Annotated in this window: 24 protein-coding genes; all 24 read left to right on the top strand. The window is 39.8% G+C overall.

Annotated elements, in window-relative coordinates; translation table 11 throughout:
* Positions 1-21: 21 nt before the first annotated feature.
* The 24 genes from N780_RS00685 (at position 22) to pnp (ending at position 26,253) form a co-directional block, all read left to right on the top strand.
* Entirely contained in the window at positions 22-798 is a 777-nt protein-coding gene (locus N780_RS00685) for a FliA/WhiG family RNA polymerase sigma factor (protein WP_036778749.1), read from the top strand.
* 18 nt (positions 799-816) lie between these two features.
* On the top strand, positions 817-2,214 hold the full coding sequence (locus N780_RS00690) for a flagellar assembly protein A (RefSeq protein ID WP_052114826.1): 1,398 nt from the start codon (positions 817-819) through the stop codon (positions 2,212-2,214).
* Positions 2,215-2,243: 29 nt separating this feature from the next.
* Positions 2,244-2,765, top strand: a complete 522-nt coding sequence (locus N780_RS00695) for a hypothetical protein (RefSeq protein WP_036778751.1) — start codon at positions 2,244-2,246, stop codon at positions 2,763-2,765.
* A 152-nt stretch (positions 2,766-2,917) separates the two neighbouring features.
* Entirely contained in the window at positions 2,918-3,649 is a 732-nt protein-coding gene (gene rpsB, locus N780_RS00700) for a 30S ribosomal protein S2 (protein WP_036778753.1), read from the top strand.
* 156 nt (positions 3,650-3,805) lie between these two features.
* Complete coding sequence (gene tsf / locus N780_RS00705) at positions 3,806-4,690, top strand: translation elongation factor Ts (protein WP_036778755.1); 885 nt, start codon at positions 3,806-3,808, stop codon at positions 4,688-4,690.
* An 82-nt stretch (positions 4,691-4,772) separates the two neighbouring features.
* A complete protein-coding gene (gene pyrH, locus N780_RS00710; protein ID WP_036778758.1) occupies positions 4,773-5,495 on the top strand; it encodes a UMP kinase in 723 nt (240 codons plus the stop codon).
* 2 nt (positions 5,496-5,497) lie between these two features.
* A complete protein-coding gene (gene frr, locus N780_RS00715) occupies positions 5,498-6,055 on the top strand; it encodes a ribosome recycling factor (protein WP_036778761.1) in 558 nt (185 codons plus the stop codon).
* 159 nt (positions 6,056-6,214) lie between these two features.
* Positions 6,215-6,979, top strand: coding sequence for an undecaprenyl pyrophosphate synthase (gene uppS, locus N780_RS00720; RefSeq protein ID WP_036778764.1), 765 nt, complete (start codon positions 6,215-6,217; stop codon positions 6,977-6,979).
* A gap of 15 nt (positions 6,980-6,994) precedes the next feature.
* Positions 6,995-7,789, top strand: a complete 795-nt coding sequence (locus N780_RS00725; RefSeq protein ID WP_036778766.1) for a phosphatidate cytidylyltransferase — start codon at positions 6,995-6,997, stop codon at positions 7,787-7,789.
* Positions 7,790-7,816: 27 nt separating this feature from the next.
* A complete protein-coding gene (dxr, locus tag N780_RS00730) occupies positions 7,817-8,962 on the top strand; it encodes a 1-deoxy-D-xylulose-5-phosphate reductoisomerase (RefSeq protein ID WP_036778769.1) in 1,146 nt (381 codons plus the stop codon).
* 16 nt (positions 8,963-8,978) lie between these two features.
* The gene (gene rseP / locus N780_RS00735) at positions 8,979-10,235 is read left to right on the top strand and encodes an RIP metalloprotease RseP (protein ID WP_036778771.1); all 1,257 of its coding nucleotides are present in this window, start codon (positions 8,979-8,981) and stop codon (positions 10,233-10,235) included.
* A gap of 27 nt (positions 10,236-10,262) precedes the next feature.
* Positions 10,263-11,972 (top strand): proline--tRNA ligase, encoded by a 1,710-nt coding sequence (locus N780_RS00740; RefSeq protein WP_036778775.1) that lies wholly within the window; start codon positions 10,263-10,265, stop codon positions 11,970-11,972.
* Positions 11,973-12,038: 66 nt separating this feature from the next.
* Positions 12,039-16,337, top strand: a complete 4,299-nt coding sequence (locus N780_RS00745; RefSeq protein ID WP_036778777.1) for a PolC-type DNA polymerase III — start codon at positions 12,039-12,041, stop codon at positions 16,335-16,337.
* 212 nt (positions 16,338-16,549) lie between these two features.
* Entirely contained in the window at positions 16,550-17,026 is a 477-nt protein-coding gene (gene rimP / locus N780_RS00750) for a ribosome maturation factor RimP (protein WP_036778780.1), read from the top strand.
* 14 nt (positions 17,027-17,040) lie between these two features.
* A complete protein-coding gene (gene nusA, locus N780_RS00755) occupies positions 17,041-18,147 on the top strand; it encodes a transcription termination factor NusA (protein ID WP_036778782.1) in 1,107 nt (368 codons plus the stop codon).
* Positions 18,148-18,159: 12 nt separating this feature from the next.
* Complete coding sequence (gene rnpM, locus N780_RS00760; RefSeq protein ID WP_036778786.1) at positions 18,160-18,429, top strand: RNase P modulator RnpM; 270 nt, start codon at positions 18,160-18,162, stop codon at positions 18,427-18,429.
* Position 18,430: 1 nt separating this feature from the next.
* Positions 18,431-18,745 carry a L7Ae/L30e/S12e/Gadd45 family ribosomal protein gene (locus N780_RS00765; protein WP_036778788.1) on the top strand — a complete coding sequence of 105 codons (315 nt, stop codon included), beginning with the start codon at positions 18,431-18,433 and terminating at the stop codon, positions 18,743-18,745.
* 4 nt (positions 18,746-18,749) lie between these two features.
* On the top strand, positions 18,750-20,909 hold the full coding sequence (gene infB / locus N780_RS00770) for a translation initiation factor IF-2 (RefSeq protein WP_036778790.1): 2,160 nt from the start codon (positions 18,750-18,752) through the stop codon (positions 20,907-20,909).
* Positions 20,906-21,184, top strand: a complete 279-nt coding sequence (locus N780_RS00775; protein ID WP_036778792.1) for a DUF503 domain-containing protein — start codon at positions 20,906-20,908, stop codon at positions 21,182-21,184. The genes infB and N780_RS00775 overlap by 4 nt, the downstream gene beginning before the upstream one ends.
* 30 nt (positions 21,185-21,214) lie before the next feature.
* Positions 21,215-21,565, top strand: a complete 351-nt coding sequence (rbfA, locus tag N780_RS00780) for a 30S ribosome-binding factor RbfA (RefSeq protein WP_036778795.1) — start codon at positions 21,215-21,217, stop codon at positions 21,563-21,565.
* A gap of 165 nt (positions 21,566-21,730) precedes the next feature.
* Positions 21,731-22,639 (top strand): tRNA pseudouridine(55) synthase TruB, encoded by a 909-nt coding sequence (gene truB, locus N780_RS00785; RefSeq protein ID WP_036778798.1) that lies wholly within the window; start codon positions 21,731-21,733, stop codon positions 22,637-22,639.
* 29 nt (positions 22,640-22,668) lie between these two features.
* Positions 22,669-23,601 carry a bifunctional riboflavin kinase/FAD synthetase gene (gene ribF, locus N780_RS00790; protein WP_036778802.1) on the top strand — a complete coding sequence of 311 codons (933 nt, stop codon included), beginning with the start codon at positions 22,669-22,671 and terminating at the stop codon, positions 23,599-23,601.
* A 145-nt stretch (positions 23,602-23,746) separates the two neighbouring features.
* Entirely contained in the window at positions 23,747-24,016 is a 270-nt protein-coding gene (gene rpsO, locus N780_RS00795) for a 30S ribosomal protein S15 (RefSeq protein WP_036778804.1), read from the top strand.
* Between the two features lie 119 nt (positions 24,017-24,135).
* Positions 24,136-26,253 carry a polyribonucleotide nucleotidyltransferase gene (gene pnp, locus N780_RS00800; protein WP_036779791.1) on the top strand — a complete coding sequence of 706 codons (2,118 nt, stop codon included), beginning with the start codon at positions 24,136-24,138 and terminating at the stop codon, positions 26,251-26,253.
* Positions 26,254-26,325 lie beyond the last annotated feature (72 nt).

The following is a 26,325-nucleotide window of genomic DNA, read 5'->3' on the forward strand; positions in this document are numbered from 1 at the left end:
GTAATAGCGAGGAGGGTATATATGACCAACAATTCGGCTCCTCATGAAGAACAACTATGGGAGAAATGGCACAAGGAACGAGATATAGAATCGGGAGATGAGCTTGTGAAGCGATACATGCACCTTGTCATGTACCATGTGCAACGAATTGCTGCTCATCTGCCTCAAAGTGTTCATAAGGAGGATATTCGAAGTCTAGGGTTAATCGGACTTTATGATGCTCTTGAAAAATTTGATGTGACACGCGACTTGAAATTTGATACATATGCCTCTTTTCGTATAAGAGGTGCCATTATGGATGGTCTCAGGAAAGAAGATTGGTTGCCTCGTTCTATTCGTGATAAATCAAAGCGTATAGAGCAGACGGCCGAACATTTAGAACAGTTCTTGCAAAGAGAAGTAACATCAAAGGAAGTTGCAGATCATTTAGGAATGGCTGAGCAAGAGGTCGATTCGATCGTTAAAGATACAGTCTTTGCTAACCTCTTGTCTATTGAAGAAAAACCAAAGGATACCAAAGATGAGCATAAAGAGGGGATTGGTTATTCACTACCTGACCAAAACACCATCACCCCGCATGACCAAGTTATAAAAGAAGAGAATTATCGCGACTTAGCACTTGGCATAAAGAAGTTAAATGAGAAAGAACAATTAGTAGTTAGTTTATTCTATCAAGAAGAGCTAACCTTAACAGAGATTGGGCAAGTTATGAGTTTAACAACTTCTCGTATTTCTCAAATTCACGCCCGTGCTCTGTTTAAATTAAGGAAGGTTCTTAAAGATACGATAAGTGTGTAAAACGAGGGGGGCTTTTTAATGGGGGTAATTGAAAATTTTTCAGATTATTTCACTGTACAAATTGATTCAGACAAAATGTTAGCAACTCTTTCATTGAAGAAAGAATACCATTTAGAGCTCTCCTTTTCTAAAGGCGATCTTATAGAAACATTAAATTCTCACAATATTACGTGGGGTCTTGAAGAAGATAATCTTGAAGTTATTGGATCTGGAGCCAAAGAGGATCAATTCCCTATTGTAATTGCTGAAGGAATACTTCCTCAGGATGGTGCTGATGGTAAGGTGCAATATGAGAAAGAGTTGTCTCGTACATTTTCTTATGATGAAAAAGTGAATTTTCGTGATGTAATTAAAATCCCTTCTGTTCACGCGGGGGATGCCTTGCTTACGATTCTCGAACCGACAAATGGAGAGGCTGGCAAAACTGTTACTGGTGAAGATATCCCTCCTAAACCCGGGCGTGCTGTGCTATTACGACCAGGCCAAAATGTAGAATGGAAAAAGATTGAGTCGAGGATGTACGCAACTTCAGATGGTCAACTTTCAGTAGGTGACAGAAGTATTCATGTATATCCTCTTTATGAAGTTCATGGAGATATATCCATGAGGACCGGCAATATAGATTTTGTAGGGAGTGTTGTGATTCGGGGGAACGTACCTACGGGGTACACCATTAAAGCAACAGGAGACGTTACCATTTATGGCCTGCTTGAAGGATCCACAATTGAAGCGGGAGGGTCAGTTTACATATCAGAGGGAATTGCAGGGCATGGAAAAGGTAGTGTAATCGCTGGAGTAGATATCAAATGTGGGTATATAAATCAGGGGAAGATTGAAGCTGGACGAGATTTATTTGTTGAAAACTCTGTATTACATAGTGATGTAATAGCGAGAAAACATATTTATTGTCAAAAAGGAAACATCATTGGAGGAGCCCTTTCTGCAGGTTCTTCTATTGAAGCGAAAGATATTGGTAATAAAATGCACACACCTACTCAAATTTATGTTGGTTCTAATAAGAAGCTATTAGAGACTCAGCAGCAACTTGAACTTGAAAAGGAACAACTAGTGGATACCTTACATAAGCTCTCGATTATTGGAGATAAATTACTTCTAAAACAAGAAAACTCCGGATTAAGCAGTAAAGAACGTATAACCTTATTGCGACAGCGAAACTCATATGAGCAAACCTATACGAGGCTTCAAATCGTGCAAAATGAATTAGCAGCTCTAGTACCTGATTACGAAGATGGAGATCAAGCTTATTTAATGACTCACGGTACATTATTTGCTTATGTCACCATTGCCTTTGGAAAATATCAACGTAGAGAAAGTAGAAATTACACAAAAGCAAGAGCTACATTCAAAGATGGGGAAGTATCTATACAGTCTATGGAAGGTCAATCTCAATCTTAAAAGTCTGTGTAGGTGAAGGAAGGAAAATTATGATACCATATTTACTCGCCATTAGTTTTTTGTTACATGGAATTCTTCTAGTAGCCATTGTGATTTTATCTTTAAGAGTATCGAAAACGAAGGAGCTAGAAAAGCGTCAAGAACAGATAGCTAAAGAAATAGAAGATACTTTTACTGCTTATCTACTAGAAATTAAAGAAGAAAATGTTCAGCTATTGAATAAACTTGAAGAAAACGGTGACAATGGTGAAAAGGTTAAGGCGCAAGAGGAACCGTATGATTTGAACTCAAGAAAGAATATAAATAGTTCTATTTCTACTAACCAAATAGAGGGGGCTGAGGTCACCCGACAAGAGTGGAGCAATAAAGGCGGCGCTTCTTCTTATCAACCTCCAGTTCCAGAAGAGCAAGATCACTACCAGCCATCAATTGAATCATCTATAATTCAAATGTATAATGAAGGGGTAACGGTAGAAGAAATTGCCAAAGAGTTAGACCGTGGTACAACAGAAATTGAACTTACACTGAAATTCCACTCAAGAATGTCATAATTATTCTTGCTTGGAATGATGTCGTATGATATATTTATTTTTGGTGTTAGTACACACGCTTGTCGATTCATGCGGTTGGTGCTCTATTTTAGAGTTCCGCAATGAAGATGAGACAGGCGGAGGATAACAAATAACCATTAGGAGGAAACATCATGTCAGTAATTTCTATGAAACAGCTTTTAGAAGCTGGTGTTCATTTCGGACACCAAACTCGTCGTTGGAATCCAAAGATGAAGAAATATATCTTCACGGAGCGTAACGGCATCTACATCATCGACCTTCAGAAAACAGTTAAAAAGGTTGACGAAGCATTTAACTACGTTAAGGAAGTAGCAGCGAACGGCGGTAACGTCCTTTTCGTTGGTACGAAGAAGCAAGCACAAGAATCTGTTAAGGAAGAAGCAACTCGTGCTGGTCAGTACTACATCAACCAACGTTGGTTAGGTGGAACACTTACAAACTTCCAAACAATCCGTAAGCGTATTGCTCGTCTTAAAGACATCGAGCGTATGGAAGAAGACGGCACATTCGACGTTCTTCCTAAGAAAGAAGTTGTAGAACTTCTTAAAGAAAAAGAACGTCTTGTTAAATTCCTTGGCGGTATTAAAAATATGGAAAGTCTTCCAGACGTAATGTTCATTATCGACCCGCGTAAAGAGCGTATCGCTGTAGCGGAAGCTCACAAACTAAACATTCCGATTGTTGGTATCGTTGACACAAACTGTGATCCAGACGAAATCGACTACGTTATCCCTGCGAACGATGACGCAATTCGCGCTGTAAAACTTCTTACTTCTAAGATGGCAGATGCTGTACTTGAAGCTAAACAAGGCGAAGAAACTGAAGAAGTTCAAGCTGAAGAAGCAGAAACAGCTGCTGAATAAAGAAGGTTTGAAAGGTGATAAGAGGGATTAACCTTTTATCACCTTTTTTAAAGAAAAGATAGCATAATGTTTTCGTTTTTATGACAAGCAAAACGGCACAAATTGTCATTGCTTTTCTTTGAAACATAATATTGAACATTTAAGGAGGATTTTATAATGGCTGTAACAGCAAAACAAGTTAAAGAACTACGCGAACAAACGGGCGCGGGTATGATGGATTGTAAAAAAGCCCTTACTGAAACTGATGGTGACATGGAAAAAGCAGTTGAGTGGTTACGTGAAAAAGGTATGTCTAAGGCTGCGAAAAAAGCAGACCGTATCGCTGCAGAAGGTTCTGCTTCTATCGAGGTAGACGGTAATACTGCTGTTATTTTCGAATTGAACGCAGAAACAGACTTCGTTACGAAGAACGATCAGTTTAAAGCAATGCTTTCTGAACTTGGTCAACATCTTGTAAAACAACAACCAGCAACAGTAGAAGAGGCACTTGAGCAACCACTTCATGGTGAAGGCGACACGCTTCAAGACTACATCACTTCTCAAGTAGCTAAAATCGGTGAGAAAATTTCTCTTCGTCGTTTCGCAATTGTCACTAAAGGTGATAACGATGCATTTGGCGCTTACACTCACATGGGAGGTCGCATTGGTGTACTTTCTGTTCTTGAAGGTACAACAGATGAAACGGTTGCTAAAGATGTTGCAATGCACGCTGCAGCAGTTAACCCTCGCTATGTAACACGTGATGAAGTTCCTGAAGAAGAAGTAAACGCTGAGCGCGAAGTTCTTAAGAAAGAAGCGCTAAACGAAGGCAAACCTGAACATATCGTTGAAAAAATGGTTGAAGGTCGTCTTAACAAGTTCTACGAAGGTATCGTATTTACTGAGCAAGCATTTGTTAAAGACCCAGACCAAAAAGTAAAACAATATGTATCTGAAAAAGGTGCTTCCATTAAAGGCTTTGTACGTTACGAAGTTGGCGAAGGCATGGAGAAGAAAGAAGAAAACTTCGCTGAAGAAGTAATGAACCAAGTAAATAAATAAAACATGATAGCTTTAGTGGAATAGGGGACACGTGGTGTTCCCTATTTTCAAAAGCTTACATAAATGTGATATGGAGGTTATTATGACAACAGCTCACTATCGTCGTGTTGTATTAAAGTTGAGTGGGGAAGCGTTAAGTGGTGCAGAAGGATATGGGTTAGACCCAGCTGTCATTCAATCCGTGGCACGCCAAGTTAAAGAAATTTCAGAATTAGGTGTAGAAGTTGCCGTCGTTGTTGGTGGTGGAAACATCTGGCGTGGGAAAGTAGGAAGCGAAGTTGGCATGGACCGTGCAACTGCTGACTATATGGGAATGTTAGCAACTGTAATGAATTCGTTAGCGATGCAAGATAGTCTTGAGAATATTGGTATTCCTACACGCGTTCAAACGTCTATTGAAATGCGACAAGTAGCTGAACCTTATATTCGTCGTAAAGCTATTCGTCATCTAGAAAAGAAACGAGTAGTGATCTTTGCTGCCGGTACAGGGAATCCATATTTCTCAACAGATACTACAGCCGCATTACGCGCTGCTGAAATTGAAGCAGATGTCATTTTAATGGCTAAGAACAACGTGGATGGCGTCTATAATGACGATCCTAAACAAAATAAAGACGCGAAAAAGTATGATGAATTATCCTATCTTGATGTTCTTAACGAAGGATTAGGCGTAATGGATTCAACTGCTTCTTCGTTATGTATGGACAATGACATCCCACTTCTTGTATTCTCGATTACAGAAGAAGGTAATATTAAAAAAGCCGTCCTAGGCGATCAAATTGGAACTATTGTGAGGGGGAAATAAACATGCCTAAAACAGTATTACAGCAAACAAAAGAACAAATGGAAGAAGCGGTGCGCGCATTTACACGTCAATTAGCTACCGTACGCGCGGGACGTGCGAATCCTTCTATCCTTGATGGTGTTAAAGTAGACTACTATGGTGCGGTTGTACCACTAAACCAACTATCAACCATTTCTGCTCCTGAAGCACGTATGTTAGTCATTACACCATTTGATAAATCATCAATCAGTGAGATTGAAAAAGCAATTCAAAAAGCAGACCTTGGTCTTTCACCATCTAGTGATGGTAATATTGTACGTATTAACATCCCAGCTCTAAATGAACAGCGTCGTAAAGACCTTGTTAAAGTTGTGAAGAAATATACAGAAGAAGCAAAAGTTCAAGTACGTAATGTTCGTCGTGACTCAAATGATCAACTCAAGAAGCTTGAGAAAGATGGAGATATTACAGAAGACGAACTTCGCAGCTATCAAGATGACGTGCAAAAAGAAACAGATAAAAACATTGCAGAGATCGACAAAGTTGCTAAGACTAAAGAAGAAGAAATCATGGAAGTTTAATGTATTTCCTTGTACAATGAATGATGAACCCTCTTGCTAGAAGGGGGTTTTTCATTTTTGGGCTAGTCAAGGTGTGCAGATGATTGGCTTTCGCTAATAAGCGAAAGCCTCATTTTTCTATACATATACAATTAACGCCCCCCAAATGGAGGATCACGCATGGTACTAAAACTTCCTTTTTTTAAAAAGAAGATGACACCGACAGAATCAATACAACTCGACCGTACTAATATTCCTAGGCATGTTGCCATTATTATGGACGGAAATGGAAGATGGGCAAAAAAGCGAGGCTTACCTCGCGTCGCTGGTCATAAAGAGGGAATGGATGTTGTCAAAAAAATCGTTCGTCGCGCTACGGACTTGAACGTCGGCGTCCTAACGTTGTATGCTTTCTCTACAGAGAATTGGAAACGTCCCAAAAACGAAGTAGAATTTATAATGAAATTGCCTGATGAGTTCCTCAACACATATTTACCAGAGTTAATGGAGAATAACGTGAGAGTTCAGACCATAGGGCATATTGATAAGCTACCTCCTCATACGAAGAAAGCTGTAGAAAACGCTAAAAAACAAACCCAAGGCAATACAGGACTTATATTAAATTTTGCTCTTAACTATGGCGGACGTGATGAAATCGTTCAAGCCGTACGTCAGGTAACTCAGCAAGTCATAGATGAAAAGGGACATCCGTCGGCTATTTCAGAAGAGATGATCGCCTCACATCTTTACACACACCAGCTGCCAGATCCTGATTTGTTAATACGAACGAGTGGAGAACAGCGATTGAGCAACTATCTACTATGGCAACTTGCCTATGCTGAATTTTGGTTTACAGAAGTATTATGGCCTGACTTTGATGAAGGTCAATTCGAAAAAGCTCTCCATGATTACCAACAGCGAAAGCGACGTTATGGAGGGGTATAAGGTGTTGAAATTGTTATGAAACAACGAATCGTTACGGCGATTATATTTGGTTTGTTAATCATTCCTATATTCTTTTTTGGACAACTTCCGTTTGTCATTCTAATATATGGTTTTGCTACAATTGGTCTTGCTGAACTTATGAGAATGCGACGAATCTCCCCTATATCGTTTCCAGGGGTTGTATCTTTTGTCCATTTATGGGTTCTGTTAGCTCCTGAAGAAACATTTTCGGGGGTAATTGATATGACCAAGGCAGAATTTACATTACTAGCTGTCTTTATTCTCTTAGGTTACACAGTTCTTGTTAAAAACAAATTTACTTTTGACGAAGCAGGGTTCTTATTGCTATCTGCTGTATATGTAGGGATGGGATTTTACTATCTAATTATGACTAGAAATGTGGATGAGTTCGGTGTTCATTATGTCTTTTTCACATTATTGCTGATCTGGGCAACCGACACTGGAGCTTTCTTCTTTGGTAAAGCGATGGGGAAACGTAAGTTATGGCCACAAATTAGCCCTAAGAAAACAATTGAAGGCTCTCTTGGAGGAATTTTGTTAGCTTGTGTGGTAGCTATTATTTTCCACCTGTTAGCGCCACTTGACAAATCAATGTTCGTCGTTCTTGCCGGAGCTGTTCTAATTGCCATATTTGGTCAAATTGGGGACCTAGTTGAGTCAGCCTACAAGCGACATTATTCAGTTAAAGACTCAGGAAAGTTGTTGCCAGGTCATGGAGGAGTACTAGACCGCTTTGATAGCTTAATTTTTGTGCTTCCCATTCTGCATTTTATCCAATTTATATCATAGGATTAAATTAGCATAGGAGCGTGAGGAATGAAACATATAGCTTTGTTAGGGTCAACTGGATCAATAGGAATTCAGACCACAGACGTTATACGCAACCATCCGGAAGAATTCAAGCTGTTTGCGATGGCATTTGGACGAAACGTAGAAAAAGCCTTGCCTTTAGTTGAAGAATTTAACCCTGCTATCATCGTTGTTCAAGATGAAGAAACCAAAACAAAACTCAGTGAACAGAATGTACAAGCAGAAATCTTGGCAGGGTCTAATGGCATGAAAGAAATTGCAACTCATGATCATGTAGACATATTGGTCAACGCTATTATGGGAAGTGTAGGGCTAGAAGCCACACTTGGAGCAATTGAATCACATAAACAAGTTGCTCTTGCCAATAAGGAAACGCTTGTTACAGCTGGTCATCTAGTTATGGAAGCAGCTAAAAAGAATCAAGTTGATATCCTACCAGTGGATAGCGAACATTCTGCTATTTATCAATGTTTAAACGGAGAGAATCGTAAGGATGTTAACAAGATCACTCTTACAGCATCTGGTGGTAGCTTTCGTGACAAGTCCCGTTCTGACCTTGAAGGTGTGACAGTGGAGGATGCTCTGAATCATCCTAACTGGAGCATGGGGGCAAAGATTACGATTGATTCAGCGACTATGATGAACAAGGGCTTAGAGGTAATAGAAGCTCATTGGCTTTTTGATATTTCTTATGACGATATTGATGTCATTCAACATCGAGAAAGTGTCATTCATTCTATGGTTGAATTCAAGGATAAAAGCGTAATTGCTCAATTAGGCACTCCTGATATGCGTGTTCCGATTCAATATGCGTTAACTTTTCCTAATCGACTTGAAATGCAGGAAACGAAAACGTTAAACTTAGTAGAAATAGGAAAACTTCACTTTGAAGAAATGGATTTCGACCGCTTTCCTTGCTTACGAATGGCTTATGAGGCTGGGAGAGCGGGAGGAACGATGCCTACTGTATTAAACGCTGCAAACGAACAAGCTGTAGCGCTTTTCTTAGAAGGTAAGATTTCTTTCCTAACGATTGAAGCGTTAATTGAACGTGCGCTAGAAGAGCATGAGGTCATCCCCAAGCCAACTCTAGACACGATCGTAGCGGTTGATCAAGAAACACGAACAAGAATCAAATCATACGTAAAGTAAAAGGTAGGTGCTATTTTTGCCAACTATATTAGCATTTATATTCATGTTTGGATTGCTTGTATTTGTTCATGAACTGGGTCACTTAATATTCGCTAAGCGTGCAGGCATGTTGGCTCGTGAATTTGCAATTGGATTTGGTCCCAAAATCTTTTCATTTATGAAAAATGAAACACTATACACAATTCGTTTATTGCCTATTGGTGGTTATGTGCGTGTAGCAGGAGAAGATCCTGAAATTGTCGACTTAAAGCCAGGCCATCATATTGGTCTCGAATTTGGCCAATCTGGCAAGGTAAATCGAATTATCGTGAACAATAAGTCTAAATATCCAAATGCGAGAGTAATTGAAGTCGAACAAGCTGACTTAGATCATAAGTTAATGATTCAAGGGTATGAGCTTGATGAAGATGAAAAGCTTCTATTTGAAGTTGAACCGGATGCTATGTTTGTGATGGATGAGAAAGAAACGCAGATTGCACCTTATGATCGTCAATTTGCTTCAAAGACAGTATCTCAACGTGCCATGCAATTATTTGCGGGCCCAATGATGAACTTTCTGCTCGCCATCGTAATCTTTTATCTCCTTGCTATGATTCAAGGGGTTCCTTCTAACGAATCGACCTTAGGTAAGCTAACAGAGGATGGGCCGGCTCAAGAAGCAGGGTTACAACAAGGAGATAAAGTAACTTCTGTTGATGGAGAAAATGTAGGAACTTGGGTTGAGCTTGTGGAATCCTTGCAAGAAAAGCCTAATGAAACCGTAGAACTTTCTATTGTTCGAGATGGGGAAAGTTTAACAATCCCAGTCAAAACAGGAGTTATGGAGCGTGATGGTGAAGAAGTTGGAAAGATAGGAGTTTTCCAACCTAAAGAAAAATCTTTCACTACATTAGCCACATATGGGTTTACTAAAACGTATGAAATCACAACAATGATTTTGACAAACCTCGGGAAGTTGGTTACAGGTCAATTATCCATTGATCAGTTATCAGGTCCTGTAGGGATCTACAATGCAACTGATGAAGTCGTTAGTATGAGTTGGGCGAATTATTTGCCATGGATTGCTATGTTAAGTATTAATCTTGGGATTATTAACCTTGTACCTCTTCCGGCCCTTGACGGCGGACGTTTACTGTTTGTAGGTGTCGAAGCGGTGAGAGGGAAACCAATTGAACCTCAAAAAGAGGCTATTGTACACTTCATTGGTTTTGCTCTTCTCATGTTATTAATGATTGTAGTAACCTGGAACGATATTCAAAGATTATTTTTATAAGTAAATAGAGAGACGAGGTGAATGAGGATGAAACAGAGTGAAATGCTCTTACCTACACTACGTGAAAATCCTGCTGATGCAGAGATTAAAAGTCATCAACTACTAGTTCGTGCCGGTTTCATCCGAAAAGTAGCTTCTGGTATTTATTCCTTTTTACCAGCAGGTACGAAAGTATTACGAAAAGTAGAAGCGATTGTTCGAGAAGAAATGGAAAATGCGGGCGCTCTTGAAATGAATATGACGGCGCTTCAACCATCTGAATACTGGAAAGAAACAGGGCGCTGGAACACATTTGGTCCTGAGTTAATGCGGATGAACGACCGTCACAATCGTGAATTTGCTCTTGGTGCTACTCATGAAGAAGAAGTAACAGCTATTATTCGTGATGAAGTAAAGAGTTATAAACAATTGCCATTAACAGTTTATCAAATTCAATCCAAGTTTCGAGATGAAAAACGCCCTCGTTTTGGGTTGCTTCGCGGTAGAGAATTCTTAATGAAGGATGCGTATTCTTTCCATAGTTCTAATGAAAGTCTTGATCAAGCTTATGAACGCATGTTCCAAGCTTATACGAACATCTTCACTCGCCTTGGTTTAAACTTCCGTGCTGTTATTGCCGATTCAGGTGCTATGGGTGGTAAGGATACACACGAATTTATGGTTTTATCTGAAGTTGGTGAAGACACAATTGCTTACTCAGATAAAAGTAGTTATGCAGCCAATATTGAAATGGCTCCAGTTGTAGATACGTATGAAGCTTCAACAGAGCAACCGAAAGAACGAGAAAAAGTCGCTACACCAAACTGTAAGACGATGGCCGAAGCTGCTGATGCACTTGGACATTCACCTGCAGAAGGTATGAAAGCCATTATGTTTAAGATCGATGATGAAAAGTTAGTCATGGTTCTTACACGTGGTGACCATGAGGTGAACGACGTTAAGCTAAAGAATCTTTATGATGCCAGCTTAATCGACTTAGCCTCAGAAGAAGAAGTGAAAGCAGCCATTGGTGCAGGCTTTGGCTCCTTAGGTCCGGTTGGTGCTCCTGAAACGATCGACATTGTGGCAGATTATGCCGTTAAGAGTCTTGCTAATGCCACTTGTGGAGCCAATGAAGATGGTTTCCATTACACAAATGTTACACCTGGTGAAGACTTCGAGGTTACCCATTACGCGGACCTTCGTTTTATTCAAGAAGGAGATCCATCTCCAGATGGTGAAGGAACCATTCAATTTGCAAAAGGTATTGAAGTAGGACATGTATTCAAGCTTGGTCAGTTCTATGCAGAAAAAATGGGTGCTAATTTCCTTGATGAAAACGGAAAGAATCAAACACTCATTATGGGTTGTTACGGAATTGGAGTATCACGCACGTTAGCTTCAATTGTAGAACAGTATCATGATGATTCAGGTATTACATGGCCAAAACAAGTTGCTCCTTATCAAGTTCATCTTTTAGCACTAAATGTAAAAAAAGATGAACAAAAAGAATTAGCTGAGCGTCTATATTCGACTCTAAAAGATGAGGGTATTGAAGTATTATATGATGATCGTAAAGAGCGTGCAGGTGTAAAGTTTGCTGATAGCGATTTGATTGGAATTCCACTTCGTATTACAGTAGGTAAACGAGCGGATGAAGGAGTCGTTGAAAGTAAGATTCGCACAACGGGTGAACAATCTGAAGTGCATGAAGATGAACTAGTTGATCATATTAAAGCATTACTAAAAGAATTGTAAGTGGAAAATAGGTACCTTCGTCAGCGAAGGTACCTCTCTTTGCTTATGAAGGGGAGGATATGAAGCATGGACCTTTCACAGATAGAAAAAATGCAGTTGCTCCTAAAGCAAATCGAAATGCCAGAGGATCTTGTGAACGAACATTTTCAAGATAGCAAGTTGACGAAATTATCAGTGCATAAGCCAACAAAAGAGTGGCACTTTTACTTTTATATCCCTAAAGTTTTACCACCTGATGTTTATGCTGTTTTTACGACGAAACTTTATGAAGCCTTTCATCATATTGCAACCATTACATGGTCAATTGAAACAGATGAGAAGAAGCTTGATGAAGATGGAATTTGTGATTACTGGCTTCACTTTGTAAAATCAATACCAGATCTCTCACCTGCTTATAAGGATTTATTACATGAGCAGCGTCCTCAAATAGATGGAAATAAACTTATTTTGCACGCACGTAATGATGCAGAAGCTCATGCATTGAAACGTCGGTTAAGCGAACCATTCCAAGCTTTCTGTAATCGTGTAGGAGCATCGCTATATGTTCTTACGGTTGAAGTGAGTTCTTCAGAGGAAGCTCTAGAACAGTTTAAGGAGCGAAAGAAGCAAGAGGATAAAGACATTGTACAAAAGGCAATCCAAGAGAAAGAACAGCGTGCTAAGGATAAAGATGATGATGAGGTTCTACATGAAGGTCCCCTACTCATTGGTTATAACATTAAAGATGTTCCTGAAAAAATTGAATCCATTCAAGAGGAAGAAAACACAATGGTCATCCAAGGTTATGTCTTTGATGTTGAAATAAGAGAGCTTCGTTCAGGCCGCCATCTCCTTATGGCCAAAATGACCGACTACACTGATTCTATTCAGGTGAAAATGTTCTCTCGAAGAGATGACGATGAAGAGAAGTTCCAACGTTTGAAAAAAGGCATGTGGATTAAGGCTAAAGGTCGCGTTCAGACCGATAACTATACGAACGAATTAACGATGATGGGCTCAGATATTAATGAAGTTAAGCCTATCGTTCGTAAAGATGAAGCACCAGAAGGGCAAAAGCGAGTGGAACTCCATGCCCACACTACGATGAGCCAAATGGATTCTACGGTATCAGCTTCTCGTTTAGTTGAACAAGCGGCTAAATGGGGGCATAAAGCTGTGGCTATTACCGATCACGCTGTTGTACAAGCATACCCAGAAGCCTATGCAGCAGGGAGTAAGAATGGTGTTAAAGTCCTTTATGGATTGGAAGCCAATATTGTAGACGACGGTGTACCTATCGCTTATGAAGAACAAGACAGAGATCTAGCAACAGATGAATACGTGGTCTTTGACGTAGAGACTACAGGTTTGTCAGCTATTTATGATACGGTTATCGAATTAGCGGCTGTTAAGATTAAAGAAGGCGAAATTATTGACCGTTTTGAATCCTTTGCTAACCCTCATGAACCTTTAAGTCAAACAACGACTGATCTTACGGGGATTACTGACGACATGGTAAAAGATGCCCCAGACCCTGATGATGTCATTAAAGCTTTCCATGAATGGATGGGTGATTCTATATTAGTCGCTCATAACGCAAGCTTTGACATGGGTTTCTTAAATGCAGGTTTGAAGAAGATTGGTTACGAGAAAGCATCGAACCCTGTTATTGATACGTTAGAGCTCGCAAGACTCGTTGTTCCGCAGCTTAAGAACCACCGTCTTAATACACTATGTAAGCAATTTGACATTGAACTGACTCAGCACCACAGGGCGATCTATGACGCTGAAGCAACTGGATACTTGCTGTGGAAATTATTAAAAGAAGCTCGGAAAAAAGACATTACAAATCACAAGGACTTGAACAAATATATGGGGGAAGGAAACGCATACCAACGTTCCCGCCCTTCACATGCCATTTTGTTAGCGCAAAACCCAACAGGTCTAAAGAACATTTACAAGCTTGTGTCCATGTCCCTTGTGAATTATTTCTATCGTGTCCCTCGTATTCCTAGGTCCGTACTGAAAAAGTATAGGGAAGGAATACTAATTGGTAGCGGATGTGATAAAGGTGAAGTATTTGAAGCGATGATGCAGAAGTCACAAGATGAAGCGGAGAAAGTGGCTGAGTTTTATGACTATATTGAGGTACAGCCTCCTTCAAACTATTACCATTTGATCGAGAAAGACCTTATTAGAAATGAAGCTCATTTATATGATATCTTAAAGAACTTAATCAATATGGCAGATCGATTAGATAAACCTGTTGTCGCTACAGGAAATACTCACTATGTAGATGAGCATGAGAAGATTTATCGAAAAATCCTAATTGCTTCTCAAAGTGGTAATCCCCTTAACCGACAAACACAACCTGATGTGCATTTTAAAACCACAAATGAAATGCTAGATGATTTCTCTTTCTTAGATGAAGAAACTGCTAAAAGGGTTGTTGTAACGAATTCACAGCAGATAGCAGATTCAATTGAAGAAATCAAACCGGTTAAAGATGATCTATACACGCCAAATATTGATGGTGCTAATGATGAGATGCGTGAGATGACCTACAATAAGGCTAGAAGTATTTATGGTGATCCTATCCCTGAGCTTGTTGAAAAACGAATCGAAAAAGAACTGGATAGTATTATCGGAAACGGTTTTGCTGTTATCTATTTAATCTCACAGAAACTTGTAACGAAATCTTTAGATGATGGCTATCTGGTTGGTTCTCGTGGGTCAGTGGGTTCGTCTTTCGTAGCTACAATGACCGATATCACTGAAGTTAACCCTTTACCACCTCACTATGTCTGTAATGAATGTCAGAAATCTGAATTCTTTACGGACGGATCAGTAGGTTCTGGTTTTGATTTACCAGAGAAAGACTGTCCTGATTGTGGTGTACCGTATAAGAAAGATGGCCAGGACATTCCATTTGAAACGTTCCTAGGGTTTAAAGGGGATAAGGTACCCGATATTGACTTAAACTTCTCAGGAGAATACCAGCCAAGAGCACACAATTACACAAAGGTTTTATTTGGTGAAGATAAAGTTTTCCGTGCGGGTACAATAGGTACAGTTGCTGAGAAAACAGCATACGGATTTGTTAAAGGTTACGCAGGGGACCATGAAATTCAATATAAAGGTGCTGAAGTAGACCGATTGGTGCAAGGCTGTACTGGAGTGAAACGAACTACCGGACAACACCCTGGGGGAATTATTGTTGTTCCTGATGATCAGGATATTTATGATTTCACACCTATACAATATCCTGCAGACGACCAATCATCTGAGTGGATGACGACACACTTTGACTTCCACTCCATTCACGATAACCTCTTAAAGCTTGATATTCTCGGACACGATGATCCAACAGTTATCAGGATGCTACAAGATTTAAGTGGTATAGATCCTAAAACGATCCCTACAGATGATGAAGAAGTAATGAAGATCTTCAGCGGCCCGCAAGTGTTAGGGGTAGAACCTGATCAAATTATGTGTAAAACAGGGACACTTGGTGTACCCGAGTTTGGTACTCGTTTCGTTCGTCAAATGTTAGAAGACACAAAGCCTTCTACATTCGCAGAACTTGTCATTATTTCTGGACTATCTCATGGTACGGATGTTTGGTTAAATAACGCTGATCAACTTATCAGCGATGGTATATGTACACTTTCTGAAGTAATTGGGTGTCGTGACGACATTATGGTGTATTTAATGCACAAGGGATTAGAAGCTCCTACAGCCTTTACAATAATGGAGTTTGTTCGTAAAGGACGCGGCTTAAAGCCTGAATGGATCGACGAAATGAAGAAGCACGGTGTGCCAGATTGGTATATTGAATCTTGTAAAAAGATTAAATATATGTTCCCGAAAGCACACGCAGCCGCTTATGTTCTTATGGCTGTTCGTATCGCTTATTTTAAGGTCCATTACCCTATTTATTTCTATGCTGCTTATAACACGGTACGTGCTAGTGACTTTGACATTGACACGATGGTGAAAGGATCAGAAGCTGTCCGTACACGTATTAAAGAGATTAATGGTAAAGGGTTAGACGCCACTCCGAAAGAGAAGAGCTTGTTGACGGTCTTAGAATTGTCTCTTGAAATGCAAGAACGCGGATTCTCTTTCCAAAAAGTGGACTTGTATCGCTCTGCTGCAAGCGAATTTATTGTAGACGGGAATACATTAATCCCTCCATTTAACTCTATTGACGGATTAGGAACAAACGCTGCCATTAATATTGTAAAAGCACGAGAAGATGGAGAGTTCTTATCAAAAGAGGATCTCCGAGAGCGAAGCCGCATTTCTAAAACTGTTTTAGAATATTTAGATGAACATGGGTGCTTAGAAGGACTACCTGATAAAAACCAGTTATCCTTGTTCTAACTGTTTATGAACCATGGCTTGCTAAAATTTCGTGTGTGTGGTATATTTTTGTTGGTATGACAGAAGATACGTATGAGAGTAAAAGAGTGGGGCAACCCACTCTTTCGTATTACTTCCGAATTTGACCGCCGAACGAATTCCCTGCTGTCTCAGCAGGGAATTTTAGCGTATCGGCTTATCCAGCTAGCAATAATAAAAAGGAGGGAATTCCATTGGGAAGCCAGAATGTTACGGAAATAACTGAAGAACTCATTCAACCAATCCTTGAAGATATGAACCTTGAACTTGTAGACATTGAGTTTCAACAGGAAGGGAAAAACTATTTTCTACGAGTTTACGTTGATAAAGAGGGTGGGGTTGATATCGAAGAATGCGGCCAGGTTAGCGAGCAGTTAAGCGAGAAACTAGATGCTCAAGATCCCATTACCTTCCCTTACTTTTTAGAAGTATCATCACCTGGTGCTGAACGCCCATTAAAGAAGAGAAAAGACTTTGAAAAATACGTAGACCATAATGTGAATATAAAAGTATACGAACATATTGATGGTGAAAAAGAATTCGAAGGACGTTTACTATCCTTTGAAAATGATACAGCTTCTATAGAAGTAACAATCAAAACACGTAAGAAAACATATGAAATACCGTTTGACAACATTGCAAAAGCAAGGTTAGCTGTCAGTTTTAATTAAAGGGGGAAGAAACGGTGAGTAGTGAGCTTTTTGATGCCATTCATTACTTAGAGAAAGAAAAAGGAATAGACAAAGACCTTCTAATGGAAGCATTAGAAGCAGCACTTATTTCTGCTTATAAAAAGAATTTTAAATCAGCCACGAATGTTCGTGTTGATCTTGATGAAGTAAGTGGAGGCATGCACGTTTATGCCCGCAAACTTGTTGTTGAAGAGTCTATGGACCCACAACAAGAAATTTCTCTAGATGAAGCCAAAAAAATCGATCCAAACTATGATATTGATGATGTAATTGAAATTGAAGTAACACCGAAGGACTTTGGCCGTATTGCAGCACAAGCTGCTAAGCAGGTTGTTACTCAACGTGTGCGCGAGGCTGAACGCGGTGTGATCTTTAGTGAATATGTTGATCGTGAAGAAGATGTGATGACAGGGATTATTCAACGTAAAGATGCAAGATTTACTTACATTAATCTTGGTAAAGTTGAAGCCCGTCTTCCTGTTGGTGAACAAATGCCGACAGAAGAATATCATGTTCATGATCGTATAAAAGTATTTGTAACAAAAGTTGAAAACACAAACAAAGGGCCTCATATTTATGTGTCTCGCTCACATCCAGGTCTTCTTAAGCGTTTATTTGAAATGGAAGTACCTGAGATTTATGATGGAACAGTTGAAATTAAATCTGTTTCTCGTGAAGCAGGGGATCGCTCTAAGATTTCTGTTCATGCTCCAGACCCAGAAATTGATCCAGTTGGTTCTTGTGTAGGACAACGTGGTCAAAGGGTACAAGCAATTGTGAATGAGCTAAAAGGTGAAAAGATTGATATCGTACAGTGGTCAGAAGATCCTGTCGTATTCGTCTCAAATGCCTTAAGCCCTGCGAAAGTAGTAGAGGTATTAGTAGATGAAGAAGAAAAAGCAACAACAGTCGTTGTACCGGACCATCAACTTTCTCTAGCAATCGGTAAGCGTGGACAAAATGCCCGACTTGCTGCTAAATTGACTGGATGGAAAATTGACATCAAGAGTGAATCGGATGCTTTAGAAGATGGCACGATTACTCCTGGTGAACATCAAGAGGACGCTTATTCTGAAGTAGACGAAGATCTATTCGAATAAGGGGGACTCGAAATGGCTAAGAACAAAAAAACACCATTAAGAAAATGCGTAGTTACCAAAGAAATGCTACCTAAACAACAGCTAATTCGTGTCGTAAGAAATAAAGACGGGGAAGTTTTTATTGATGAAACCGGAAAGAAGAACGGCCGAGGTGCTTATTTAACTAAGGATGCAGAAGTCATTAAAACCGCTCGAGAAAAAAGTATTCTGTCCCACCATTTAAAGGCCAAAGTAGATCAGGAGCTTTATGATCAGCTTCTAGAAATGGTAGAAGAGGATTAACATGAATCAGAAATTCCTCAATATGATTGGACTTGCATTTCGAGCCGGAAAATGTACTTTAGGTGAAGAAGCCATCGTTCGTGATATACAACGAAAACGAGCCTGCCTGGTTTTAATAGCAAATGACACGGGGATAAACACTAAAAAGAAGCTAGTGGATAAATGTAGCTTCTATAAAGTCCCTTATCGGGAAGTTGTTGATAGGGACACATTATCCAGTGCGATAGGGAAATCAGGCAGAGTAGCCTTGGCTATAACCGATCGTGGTTTCGCAACGAAAATCACATCGATGCTCGATGAATCTATTCGGGGGTGAACGTATGACGAAAATGCGTGTTTATGAATATGCCAAAGAGAAAAATGTAACCAGTAAAGATGTATTAACGAAATTACAAAACATGAATATAGAGGTCTCAAACCATATGTCCACTATTTCAGACGACACAAAAACTCGTCTTGATGGTGTATATAATAAAGGGAAAAGTGACCAGAACCCTCAAGCAAAGGGAGCAGAAAAGAAACAAAATAACTCACAAGGTTCTGCGAAGCCATCTAATAACCAAAAGGATGGCGGTCAGAAAAAACGTGAGAAAGATCAGGATAATCGTATGAATAAAAACACTAAAAATAATAACAAAAAGCAAAACCAAAATAACAAGCGAAACAACCGTGGCGGTCAAAACCGTAACAATCAACAACAGCGCCCTCAAGCTAAGAAACCACAACTACCAGAAAAAATTACGTACACCGGTAGTTTGCAGGTATCAGAGCTAGCTGAAAAGCTATCTAGAGAATCTTCTGAAATCATTAAAAAGTTAATGTTCTCTGGCGTAATGGCTACAAAAAACCAGGACCTAGATCCTGACACCATTGAACTGATCTGTGATGAATACGGAGTGAAAGCTGAAGAAGAGATTGTAGTAGATGAGACGGATTTTGAAAACTACATCTCTGATGACGATCCTGCTGATCTGGTAGAACGTCCATCAGTCGTAACAATCATGGGCCACGTTGACCATGGTAAAACAACTCTTCTTGATTCCATACGTAAAACGAAAGTGACAGCAGGGGAAGCTGGTGGAATCACACAGCATATTGGTGCTTACCAAGTAGAAGAAAATGATAAGAAGATTACGTTCCTTGATACACCAGGTCACGCTGCATTCACAAGTATGCGATCTCGTGGTGCTCAAGTAACGGATATTGCAATACTAGTTGTAGCAGCAGATGATGGGGTTATGCCTCAGACTAAAGAAGCTATTAACCACGCTCAAGCTGCTGAAGTTCCTATTATTGTAGCTGTTAATAAGATGGATAAAGAGGGTGCGAATCCAGATCGTGTGAAACAGGAGCTTATGGAATATAATTTAGTTCCTGAAGAGTACGGTGGAGAGACGATCTTCGTAGAACTTTCAGCCGTAAAAGGGGAAGGGATCGATGATCTTCTAGAAATGATCGTCCTTGTTTCAGAAGTAGAAGAATTAAAAGCAAACCCAAATCGTCTGGCGATGGGTACAGTTATTGAAGCTGAATTAGATAAAGGTCGCGGTTCTGTAGCAACATTACTTGTGCAAAATGGTACGTTAAACGTAGGAGACCCAATTGTTGTTGGTAATACGTTTGGACGTGTCCGCGCGATGGTAAATGACTTAGGACGTCGTGTGAAAGTGGCTCCACCATCTACACCAGTTGAGATCACTGGACTAAACGGCGTGCCTCAAGCAGGAGATCGCTTCGTGGCGTTTGATGATGAGAAGAAAGCCCGTCAAGTTGGGGAAGCTCGTCAACAGCGTATGATTGAAGAAAACCGCGGTGAAAAAGCAAAAGTTAGCCTTGATGATTTATTCGAACAAATTAAACAAGGTGACATAAAAGAAATTAACATCATTATTAAAGCAGACGTACAAGGGTCTGCAGAAGCTCTTGCTTCTTCTTTACAACAAATTGATGTAGAGGGTGCGAAGGTTAAAATTATTCACACTGGAGTGGGTGCGATTACAGAATCAGACATCATCCTTGCATCTGCTTCTAATGCAGTGGTAATCGGATTTAACGTTCGTCCTGATGTAAACGCAAAGCGTACGGCAGAATCTGAAGACGTAGACATTCGACTTCACCGTATTATCTACAAGGTAATGGAAGAAATCGAAAGTGCTATGAAAGGTCTTTTAGACCCAGAATTTGAAGAAAAAATTGTAGGTCAAGCAGAAGTTCGTGAAATCTTCAAAGTTTCTAAAGTTGGAACGATTGCCGGAAGCTATGTAACAGAAGGTGTTATTAAACGCGAAGGTGGCGTTCGTCTTATCCGTGATGGTATTGTTCAATATGAAGGCGAAATTGATGCACTAAAACGTTATAAAGATGATGCAAAAACCGTTCAAAAAGGGTATGAATGTGGTATAACAATCAAAAACTACAATGATATCCGTGAAGGTGACATCATTGAAGCTTTCGAAATGCAGGAGATCGAACGTAAATGATCGCTTCCGTCGAAGTAGAATGCCTCATATATGATGCTCATTCTTTAAAAGAAAAACGTTCGGTATTGCGCCGAATCTTAACAAGAGCTCATAATGAGTATAATGTTGCTGTAGCAGAATTGGATCATCAAGATGTTTGGCAACGAACAGGCCTTGGCTTTGTCACGATTTCTAGTGACAAAGTTCAGGCTGAAAAAGAGATCAATCGAGTGTTAGCGATGATCGACTCTTTTCCAGAAATTGAACGCACCACAACAAATTTGGAATGGTTGTAGCCCTCCCTCAGAATAAAGAGGTGAAAATTAATGAGTGATTTAAGAGCAAACCGTGTCGGTGAGCAAATGAAAAAAGAAATGGGAGACATTATTAGTCGTAAGATTAAAGACCCTCGCATTGGATTTGTCACAGTCACAGAAGTGAAAGTAACAGGTGACTTACAACAAGCTAAAGTGTATATCTCCGTTTTGGGTGATGATAAACAGAAACAAGATACACTTATCGGCTTAGCTAAAGCGAAAGGATTTATTCGTTCCGAAATTGGACGAAGAATTCGCCTTCGTAAAACACCAGAAATTATGTTTGAATTTGATGAAGCTGTTGAATACGGGAATCGTATTGAAACAATTCTGCAAGATTTAAATGATACAAACGAATAAAATCTGGTAGAGGGTGTCCCACAAGGGGGCTGCTCCCCTGAAATGTGGCATATACCATTGTATGATGTGTATACACACAAGGGGGACTGTCCCTTTGAGGGGCACTCTTTTTATTTTTAATAAAACCCATACATACTCAAGTAATAAGGTGAGGGGGCTTTTATGATGGATGGGATCATCCCTTTATGGAAACCAAAAGGCATGACATCACACGATTGCGTGATGAAAATGAGAGGTATATTAAGAACTAAAAAGGTTGGCCATACTGGCACTCTTGACCCTGATGTAGAAGGGGTTCTCCCAATGTGTGTTGGAATGGCAACCAAAATTTCTTCTTATGTAACGGAGTCTGAAAAAGTATATAAAGCAGAAGTAACTTTAGGCACAGCTACCGAAACAGAAGATCAAACCGGTTCTATCATCTCTGAAAAAATGGTAGAAGAAATAAACATGAATGAAATTAGAAGTGTGTTAGAATCATTTACGGGTACAATCACTCAAGTTCCCCCTATGTATTCTGCTGTACGCGTGGGTGGTAAGCGTTTGTATGAATATGCCAGGGAAGGCTTGGAAGTAGAAAGACCTGAAAGAACCGTTCAGATCTATGATATAAATCTAACATCTGAAGAGGTATCTTATCATAATGGGAAAGCTTCCTTTACCATTGATATTACTTGCTCAAAAGGTACTTATATTCGTACGCTTTGTGTGGACATTGGAAAAGAGTTGGGATACCCTTCTCATATGTCTTCCTTGGTCCGTACCGCTTCTGGTTCTTTTACAACAAATGAGTCATTCACGTTTGAACAGATAGAAAAGGCAAGAGATGAGCAAAACCTAGCTCAGCTCTTGCAACCTTTAGAAAGAGGTGTGCGACATCTTGGCAATCTTCTTGTCGAAACAGGAAAAGAAGATCAGGTTTACCATGGTATGGTTTTTCCTAAGCCTTCTATATTGCCAGAAACAAATCCATTCGGTATGGTTAGTCAAGAAGGTAAATTACTTGCGCTTTACCAAGTACACCCAAAGAAACCACATTTAATTAAGCCAGTCCGAGTCTTTCAATACGAATGAAACGTGTAAGGAAAAGAGGGTGAGAGGAAATGGAAATTTATGAACTACAACATCCCCATACACTCAAGTATCAAGACCTGCCTGATACTGTATTAGCTGTAGGTTATTTTGATGGGGTTCATCGCGGACATCAGGAGGTCATTCGTACAGCTAAGCAAATAGCTGATGAAACGGGTCGAACTAGTGCTGTTATGACCTTTCATCCTCATCCGTCTGTTGTTTTGAAGAAAGAAACCCAGCATGTGAAATACATTACTCCCTTAGAGGATAAAATAAAGGTTTTAGAAGATTTAGGGATTGATCGTGTTTATCTTGTGACATTTAACAAAGATTTAGCAGGTTTATTACCTCAGGAATTTGTGAATCATTATTTTATTGGTTTACATGTGTCTCATGTTGTAGCAGGTTTTGATTTCACATATGGACGAATGGGGAAAGGAACTATGGATACCCTCCCTACTCACGGAGGAGAATATTTATCTCAAACCGTCGTATCTAAAGTGACGGAGCATGAGAAAAAAATCAGTTCTACACTAATTAGAGACTCAATTAGAGAAGGAAACATTGCTTTAGCAAATGAATTGCTTGGACGGCCCTATCAGATTCGAGGTAAGGTGGTTACAGGGGATCAAAGAGGACGTACAATAGGTTTTCCCACTGCAAACCTTTATGTCTCTGAAGAGTATTTGCTTCCTAAAGTAGGGGTTTATGCTGTAAAAGTCCTTTACAATAACTCTTCATACTATGGAATGGCGAATATAGGGTATAAACCCACCTTCCAAGACACAAGAGTACTGTCTGTTGAAATTAACCTCTTCGATTTTGAAAAGGACTTATACGGAGAAGAGTTAACGGTAGAATGGCATGCATTTATCCGGGATGAAGAGAAATTTAATGGAGTAGATCATCTAATTGAGCAACTTCAGAAAGATGAAGCCGAGATTCGTAACTTTTTTGCGTAGAATTCCGGGTTCCCCTTGCATTTTTCCTTAAAAACATGTACATTAATAGTTGTGCTGCGTGCACAGGAACCATCGCTTGGCAAGTCGAAATCACCGACGCTTGCTAGGGGATAGGGGTTCGATAAAATTTTAGGAGGTGAATAGGATGGCTATCACACAAGAACGTAAGAATGAAATCATTAGTAAGTTCAAGACACACGAAAACGATACTGGATCCGCTGAGGTTCAAATCGCTGTCCTTACTGAAAAGATTACAAAATTAAACGAGCATTTACGTACTCATAAGCAAGATCACCACTCTCGTCGTGGTCTTCTAAAAATGGTAGGTAAACGTCGTAACCTTTTAAACTATTTACGTAACAAAGATGTAACTCGTTACCGTGAATTAATTAAAGAACTAGGCCTACGTCGTTAAGTAGTTAAAAGCGGGATGATTTCCCGCTTTTTCTATAGCTAAAATTAATACATAAGAGGAATCTTATGCACAATAAGAATGAGAATATAAGATTGAGTATGAGAGGTGTTAACATACAAATGGCAGAAGAAAAACAAGTTTTCTCCACTGAAATAGCTGGCCGCCCTTTACGTATAGATATTGGAGAGTTAGCCAAACAAGCAAGTGGAGCATGTATGGTGCAATACGGAGACACATCTGTTTTAGCAACCGCAACAGGATCTAAAGAGCCAAAAGACTTGCCGTTTTTCCCTCTTACTGTTAATTACGAAGAGAGATTATATGCTGTAGGTAAAATCCCAGGTGGATTTATTAAGCGTGAAGGACGTCCAAGCGAGAAAGCAGTTCTTGCTTCACGTCTAATTGACCGCCCAATCCGTCCTCTTTTCCCAGACGGCTTTCGTAATGAAGTACAAGTAATTAGTACAGTAATGAGTGTGGATCAGGATTGTTCTTCAGAAATGGCAGCAATGTTAGGGTCATCCCTTGCATTATCTATTTCGGACCTTCCATTTAGCGGTCCAATCGCAGGTGTAATTGTAGGTCGTGTTGATGGAGAGTTCATCATCAACCCAACGATTGAACAGCAAGAAAAAAGCGACATTCAACTAACAGTAGCTGGTACAAAAGACGCTGTAAACATGGTAGAAGCAGGAGCGGATGAAGTACCTGAAGAAGTCATGTTAGAAGCAATTATGTTTGGTCATGAAGAAATCAAGCGCCTTGTTGCTTTCCAAGAAGAAGTTGTAGAAGCAGTTGGAAAAGCAAAACGTGAGGTAACGCTGTTTGAACTTGATGCAGATATCGTTGCAGAAGTTGAAGGCAAAGCAAAAGACGCACTAGTTAAAGCAATTCAAACAGAAGAAAAACATGCTCGTGATGAAGCGATCACAGAAGTTAAGAACAATGTGGTTGCTGAATACGAAGATGCTGATGCTGAGACTGAAAAGATTAGTCAAGTCAAATCTGTTCTTGATAAAATCGTCAAAGAAGAAGTTCGTCGCTTAATCACGAAAGAAAAGATCCGTCCAGACGGGCGTAAACCGGAAGAAATTCGTTCATTGTCTTCTCGTGTAGGAGTCTTACCTCGTACACATGGTTCTGGATTGTTTACTCGTGGACAAACTCAAGCCTTAAGCATTTGTACACTTGGTGCTTTAGGTGATGTTCAAATTCTTGATGGTCTTGACTTAGAAGAATCAAAACGCTTTATGCACCACTACAACTTCCCTCACTTTAGTGTTGGTGAAACAGGCCCAATGCGTGGACCAGGTCGTCGTGAAATCGGCCACGGTGCATTAGGTGAGCGTGCTCTTGAGAAAGTGGTACCATCAGAAGAGGACTTCCCTTATACGGTACGTCTTGTGTCAGAAGTATTAGAATCTAATGGTTCAACGTCACAAGCAAGTATTTGTGCAAGTACACTTGCCATGATGGATGCTGGTGTTCCGATTAAAGCACCTGTAGCTGGTATTGCGATGGGTCTTGTGAAATCAGGCGAAGATTATACAGTTCTTACTGATATTCAAGGTATGGAAGACTTCCTTGGAGATATGGACTTTAAAGTAGCAGGTACAGAAAAAGGTGTAACTGCTCTACAAATGGATATTAAGATTGAAGGTTTATCTCGCTCAATTCTAGAGGATGCACTTACACAAGCGAAAGCTGGACGTAAAGAAATCCTAGATAGCATGATTGCAACAATCGAACAGCCACGTGAAGAGCTTTCTGCATACGCTCCGAAAATTCTTACAATGGCAATTAAGCCTGATAAGATTCGTGACGTTATTGGACCAAGTGGTAAACAAATCAACAAGATTATCGAAGAAACAGGTGTTAAAATCGATATCGAGCAAGACGGTAAAATCTTCATCTCATCTACAGATGCAGCAGCGAACCGTAACGCAAAACAGATCATCGAAGACTTGGTTCGAGAAGTCGAAGTTGGAGAAACGTACCTTGGTACTGTTAAACGTATCGAGAAATTTGGTGCTTTCGTTGAGCTATTTAAAGGGAAAGATGGCTTAGTACACATTTCTCAATTAGCTGAAGAACGAGTAGGTAAAGTAGAAGACGTTGTAGCAATTGGAGATCAGTTGAAGGTTAAAGTTAAAGAAATCGACAACCAAGGTCGTGTCAATCTATCTCACAAAGACGTCATCATTGAAGAAAAAAAGCAACAAGAAACTACAGAGTAGTATAGCAAAAAGGAGCTGGCAAGCCAGTTTCTTTTTTTATACATAATTATTTGATTTATTTTAGATGTTGGT

Origin of the sequence: Pontibacillus chungwhensis BH030062 (genome assembly GCF_000770675.1) — a bacterium.
Classification (GTDB): domain Bacteria; phylum Bacillota; class Bacilli; order Bacillales; family BH030062; genus Pontibacillus; species Pontibacillus chungwhensis.

What these genes read in the sequence shown, in the direction of transcription:
- N780_RS00690 (WP_052114826.1), top strand. Translation starts at nt 817, where the DNA reads ATGGGGGTAATTGAAAATTTTTCAGATTATTTCACTGTACAAATTGAT.
- uppS (WP_036778764.1), top strand. Translation starts at nt 6,215, where the DNA reads ATGGTACTAAAACTTCCTTTTTTTAAAAAGAAGATGACACCGACAGAA.
- pyrH (WP_036778758.1), top strand. Translation starts at nt 4,773, where the DNA reads ATGACAACAGCTCACTATCGTCGTGTTGTATTAAAGTTGAGTGGGGAA.
- N780_RS00725 (WP_036778766.1), top strand. Translation starts at nt 6,995, where the DNA reads ATGAAACAACGAATCGTTACGGCGATTATATTTGGTTTGTTAATCATT.
- truB (WP_036778798.1), top strand. Translation starts at nt 21,731, where the DNA reads ATGGATGGGATCATCCCTTTATGGAAACCAAAAGGCATGACATCACAC.
- rpsO (WP_036778804.1), top strand. Translation starts at nt 23,747, where the DNA reads ATGGCTATCACACAAGAACGTAAGAATGAAATCATTAGTAAGTTCAAG.
- N780_RS00740 (WP_036778775.1), top strand. Translation starts at nt 10,263, where the DNA reads ATGAAACAGAGTGAAATGCTCTTACCTACACTACGTGAAAATCCTGCT.
- N780_RS00745 (WP_036778777.1), top strand. Translation starts at nt 12,039, where the DNA reads ATGGACCTTTCACAGATAGAAAAAATGCAGTTGCTCCTAAAGCAAATC.
- N780_RS00775 (WP_036778792.1), top strand. Translation starts at nt 20,906, where the DNA reads ATGATCGCTTCCGTCGAAGTAGAATGCCTCATATATGATGCTCATTCT.
- N780_RS00685 (WP_036778749.1), top strand. Translation starts at nt 22, where the DNA reads ATGACCAACAATTCGGCTCCTCATGAAGAACAACTATGGGAGAAATGG.
- ribF (WP_036778802.1), top strand. Translation starts at nt 22,669, where the DNA reads ATGGAAATTTATGAACTACAACATCCCCATACACTCAAGTATCAAGAC.
- rnpM (WP_036778786.1), top strand. Translation starts at nt 18,160, where the DNA reads ATGGCTAAGAACAAAAAAACACCATTAAGAAAATGCGTAGTTACCAAA.
- rpsB (WP_036778753.1), top strand. Translation starts at nt 2,918, where the DNA reads ATGTCAGTAATTTCTATGAAACAGCTTTTAGAAGCTGGTGTTCATTTC.
- frr (WP_036778761.1), top strand. Translation starts at nt 5,498, where the DNA reads ATGCCTAAAACAGTATTACAGCAAACAAAAGAACAAATGGAAGAAGCG.
- rbfA (WP_036778795.1), top strand. Translation starts at nt 21,215, where the DNA reads ATGAGTGATTTAAGAGCAAACCGTGTCGGTGAGCAAATGAAAAAAGAA.
- dxr (WP_036778769.1), top strand. Translation starts at nt 7,817, where the DNA reads ATGAAACATATAGCTTTGTTAGGGTCAACTGGATCAATAGGAATTCAG.
- infB (WP_036778790.1), top strand. Translation starts at nt 18,750, where the DNA reads ATGACGAAAATGCGTGTTTATGAATATGCCAAAGAGAAAAATGTAACC.
- tsf (WP_036778755.1), top strand. Translation starts at nt 3,806, where the DNA reads ATGGCTGTAACAGCAAAACAAGTTAAAGAACTACGCGAACAAACGGGC.
- N780_RS00765 (WP_036778788.1), top strand. Translation starts at nt 18,431, where the DNA reads ATGAATCAGAAATTCCTCAATATGATTGGACTTGCATTTCGAGCCGGA.
- pnp (WP_036779791.1), top strand. Translation starts at nt 24,136, where the DNA reads ATGGCAGAAGAAAAACAAGTTTTCTCCACTGAAATAGCTGGCCGCCCT.
- N780_RS00695 (WP_036778751.1), top strand. Translation starts at nt 2,244, where the DNA reads ATGATACCATATTTACTCGCCATTAGTTTTTTGTTACATGGAATTCTT.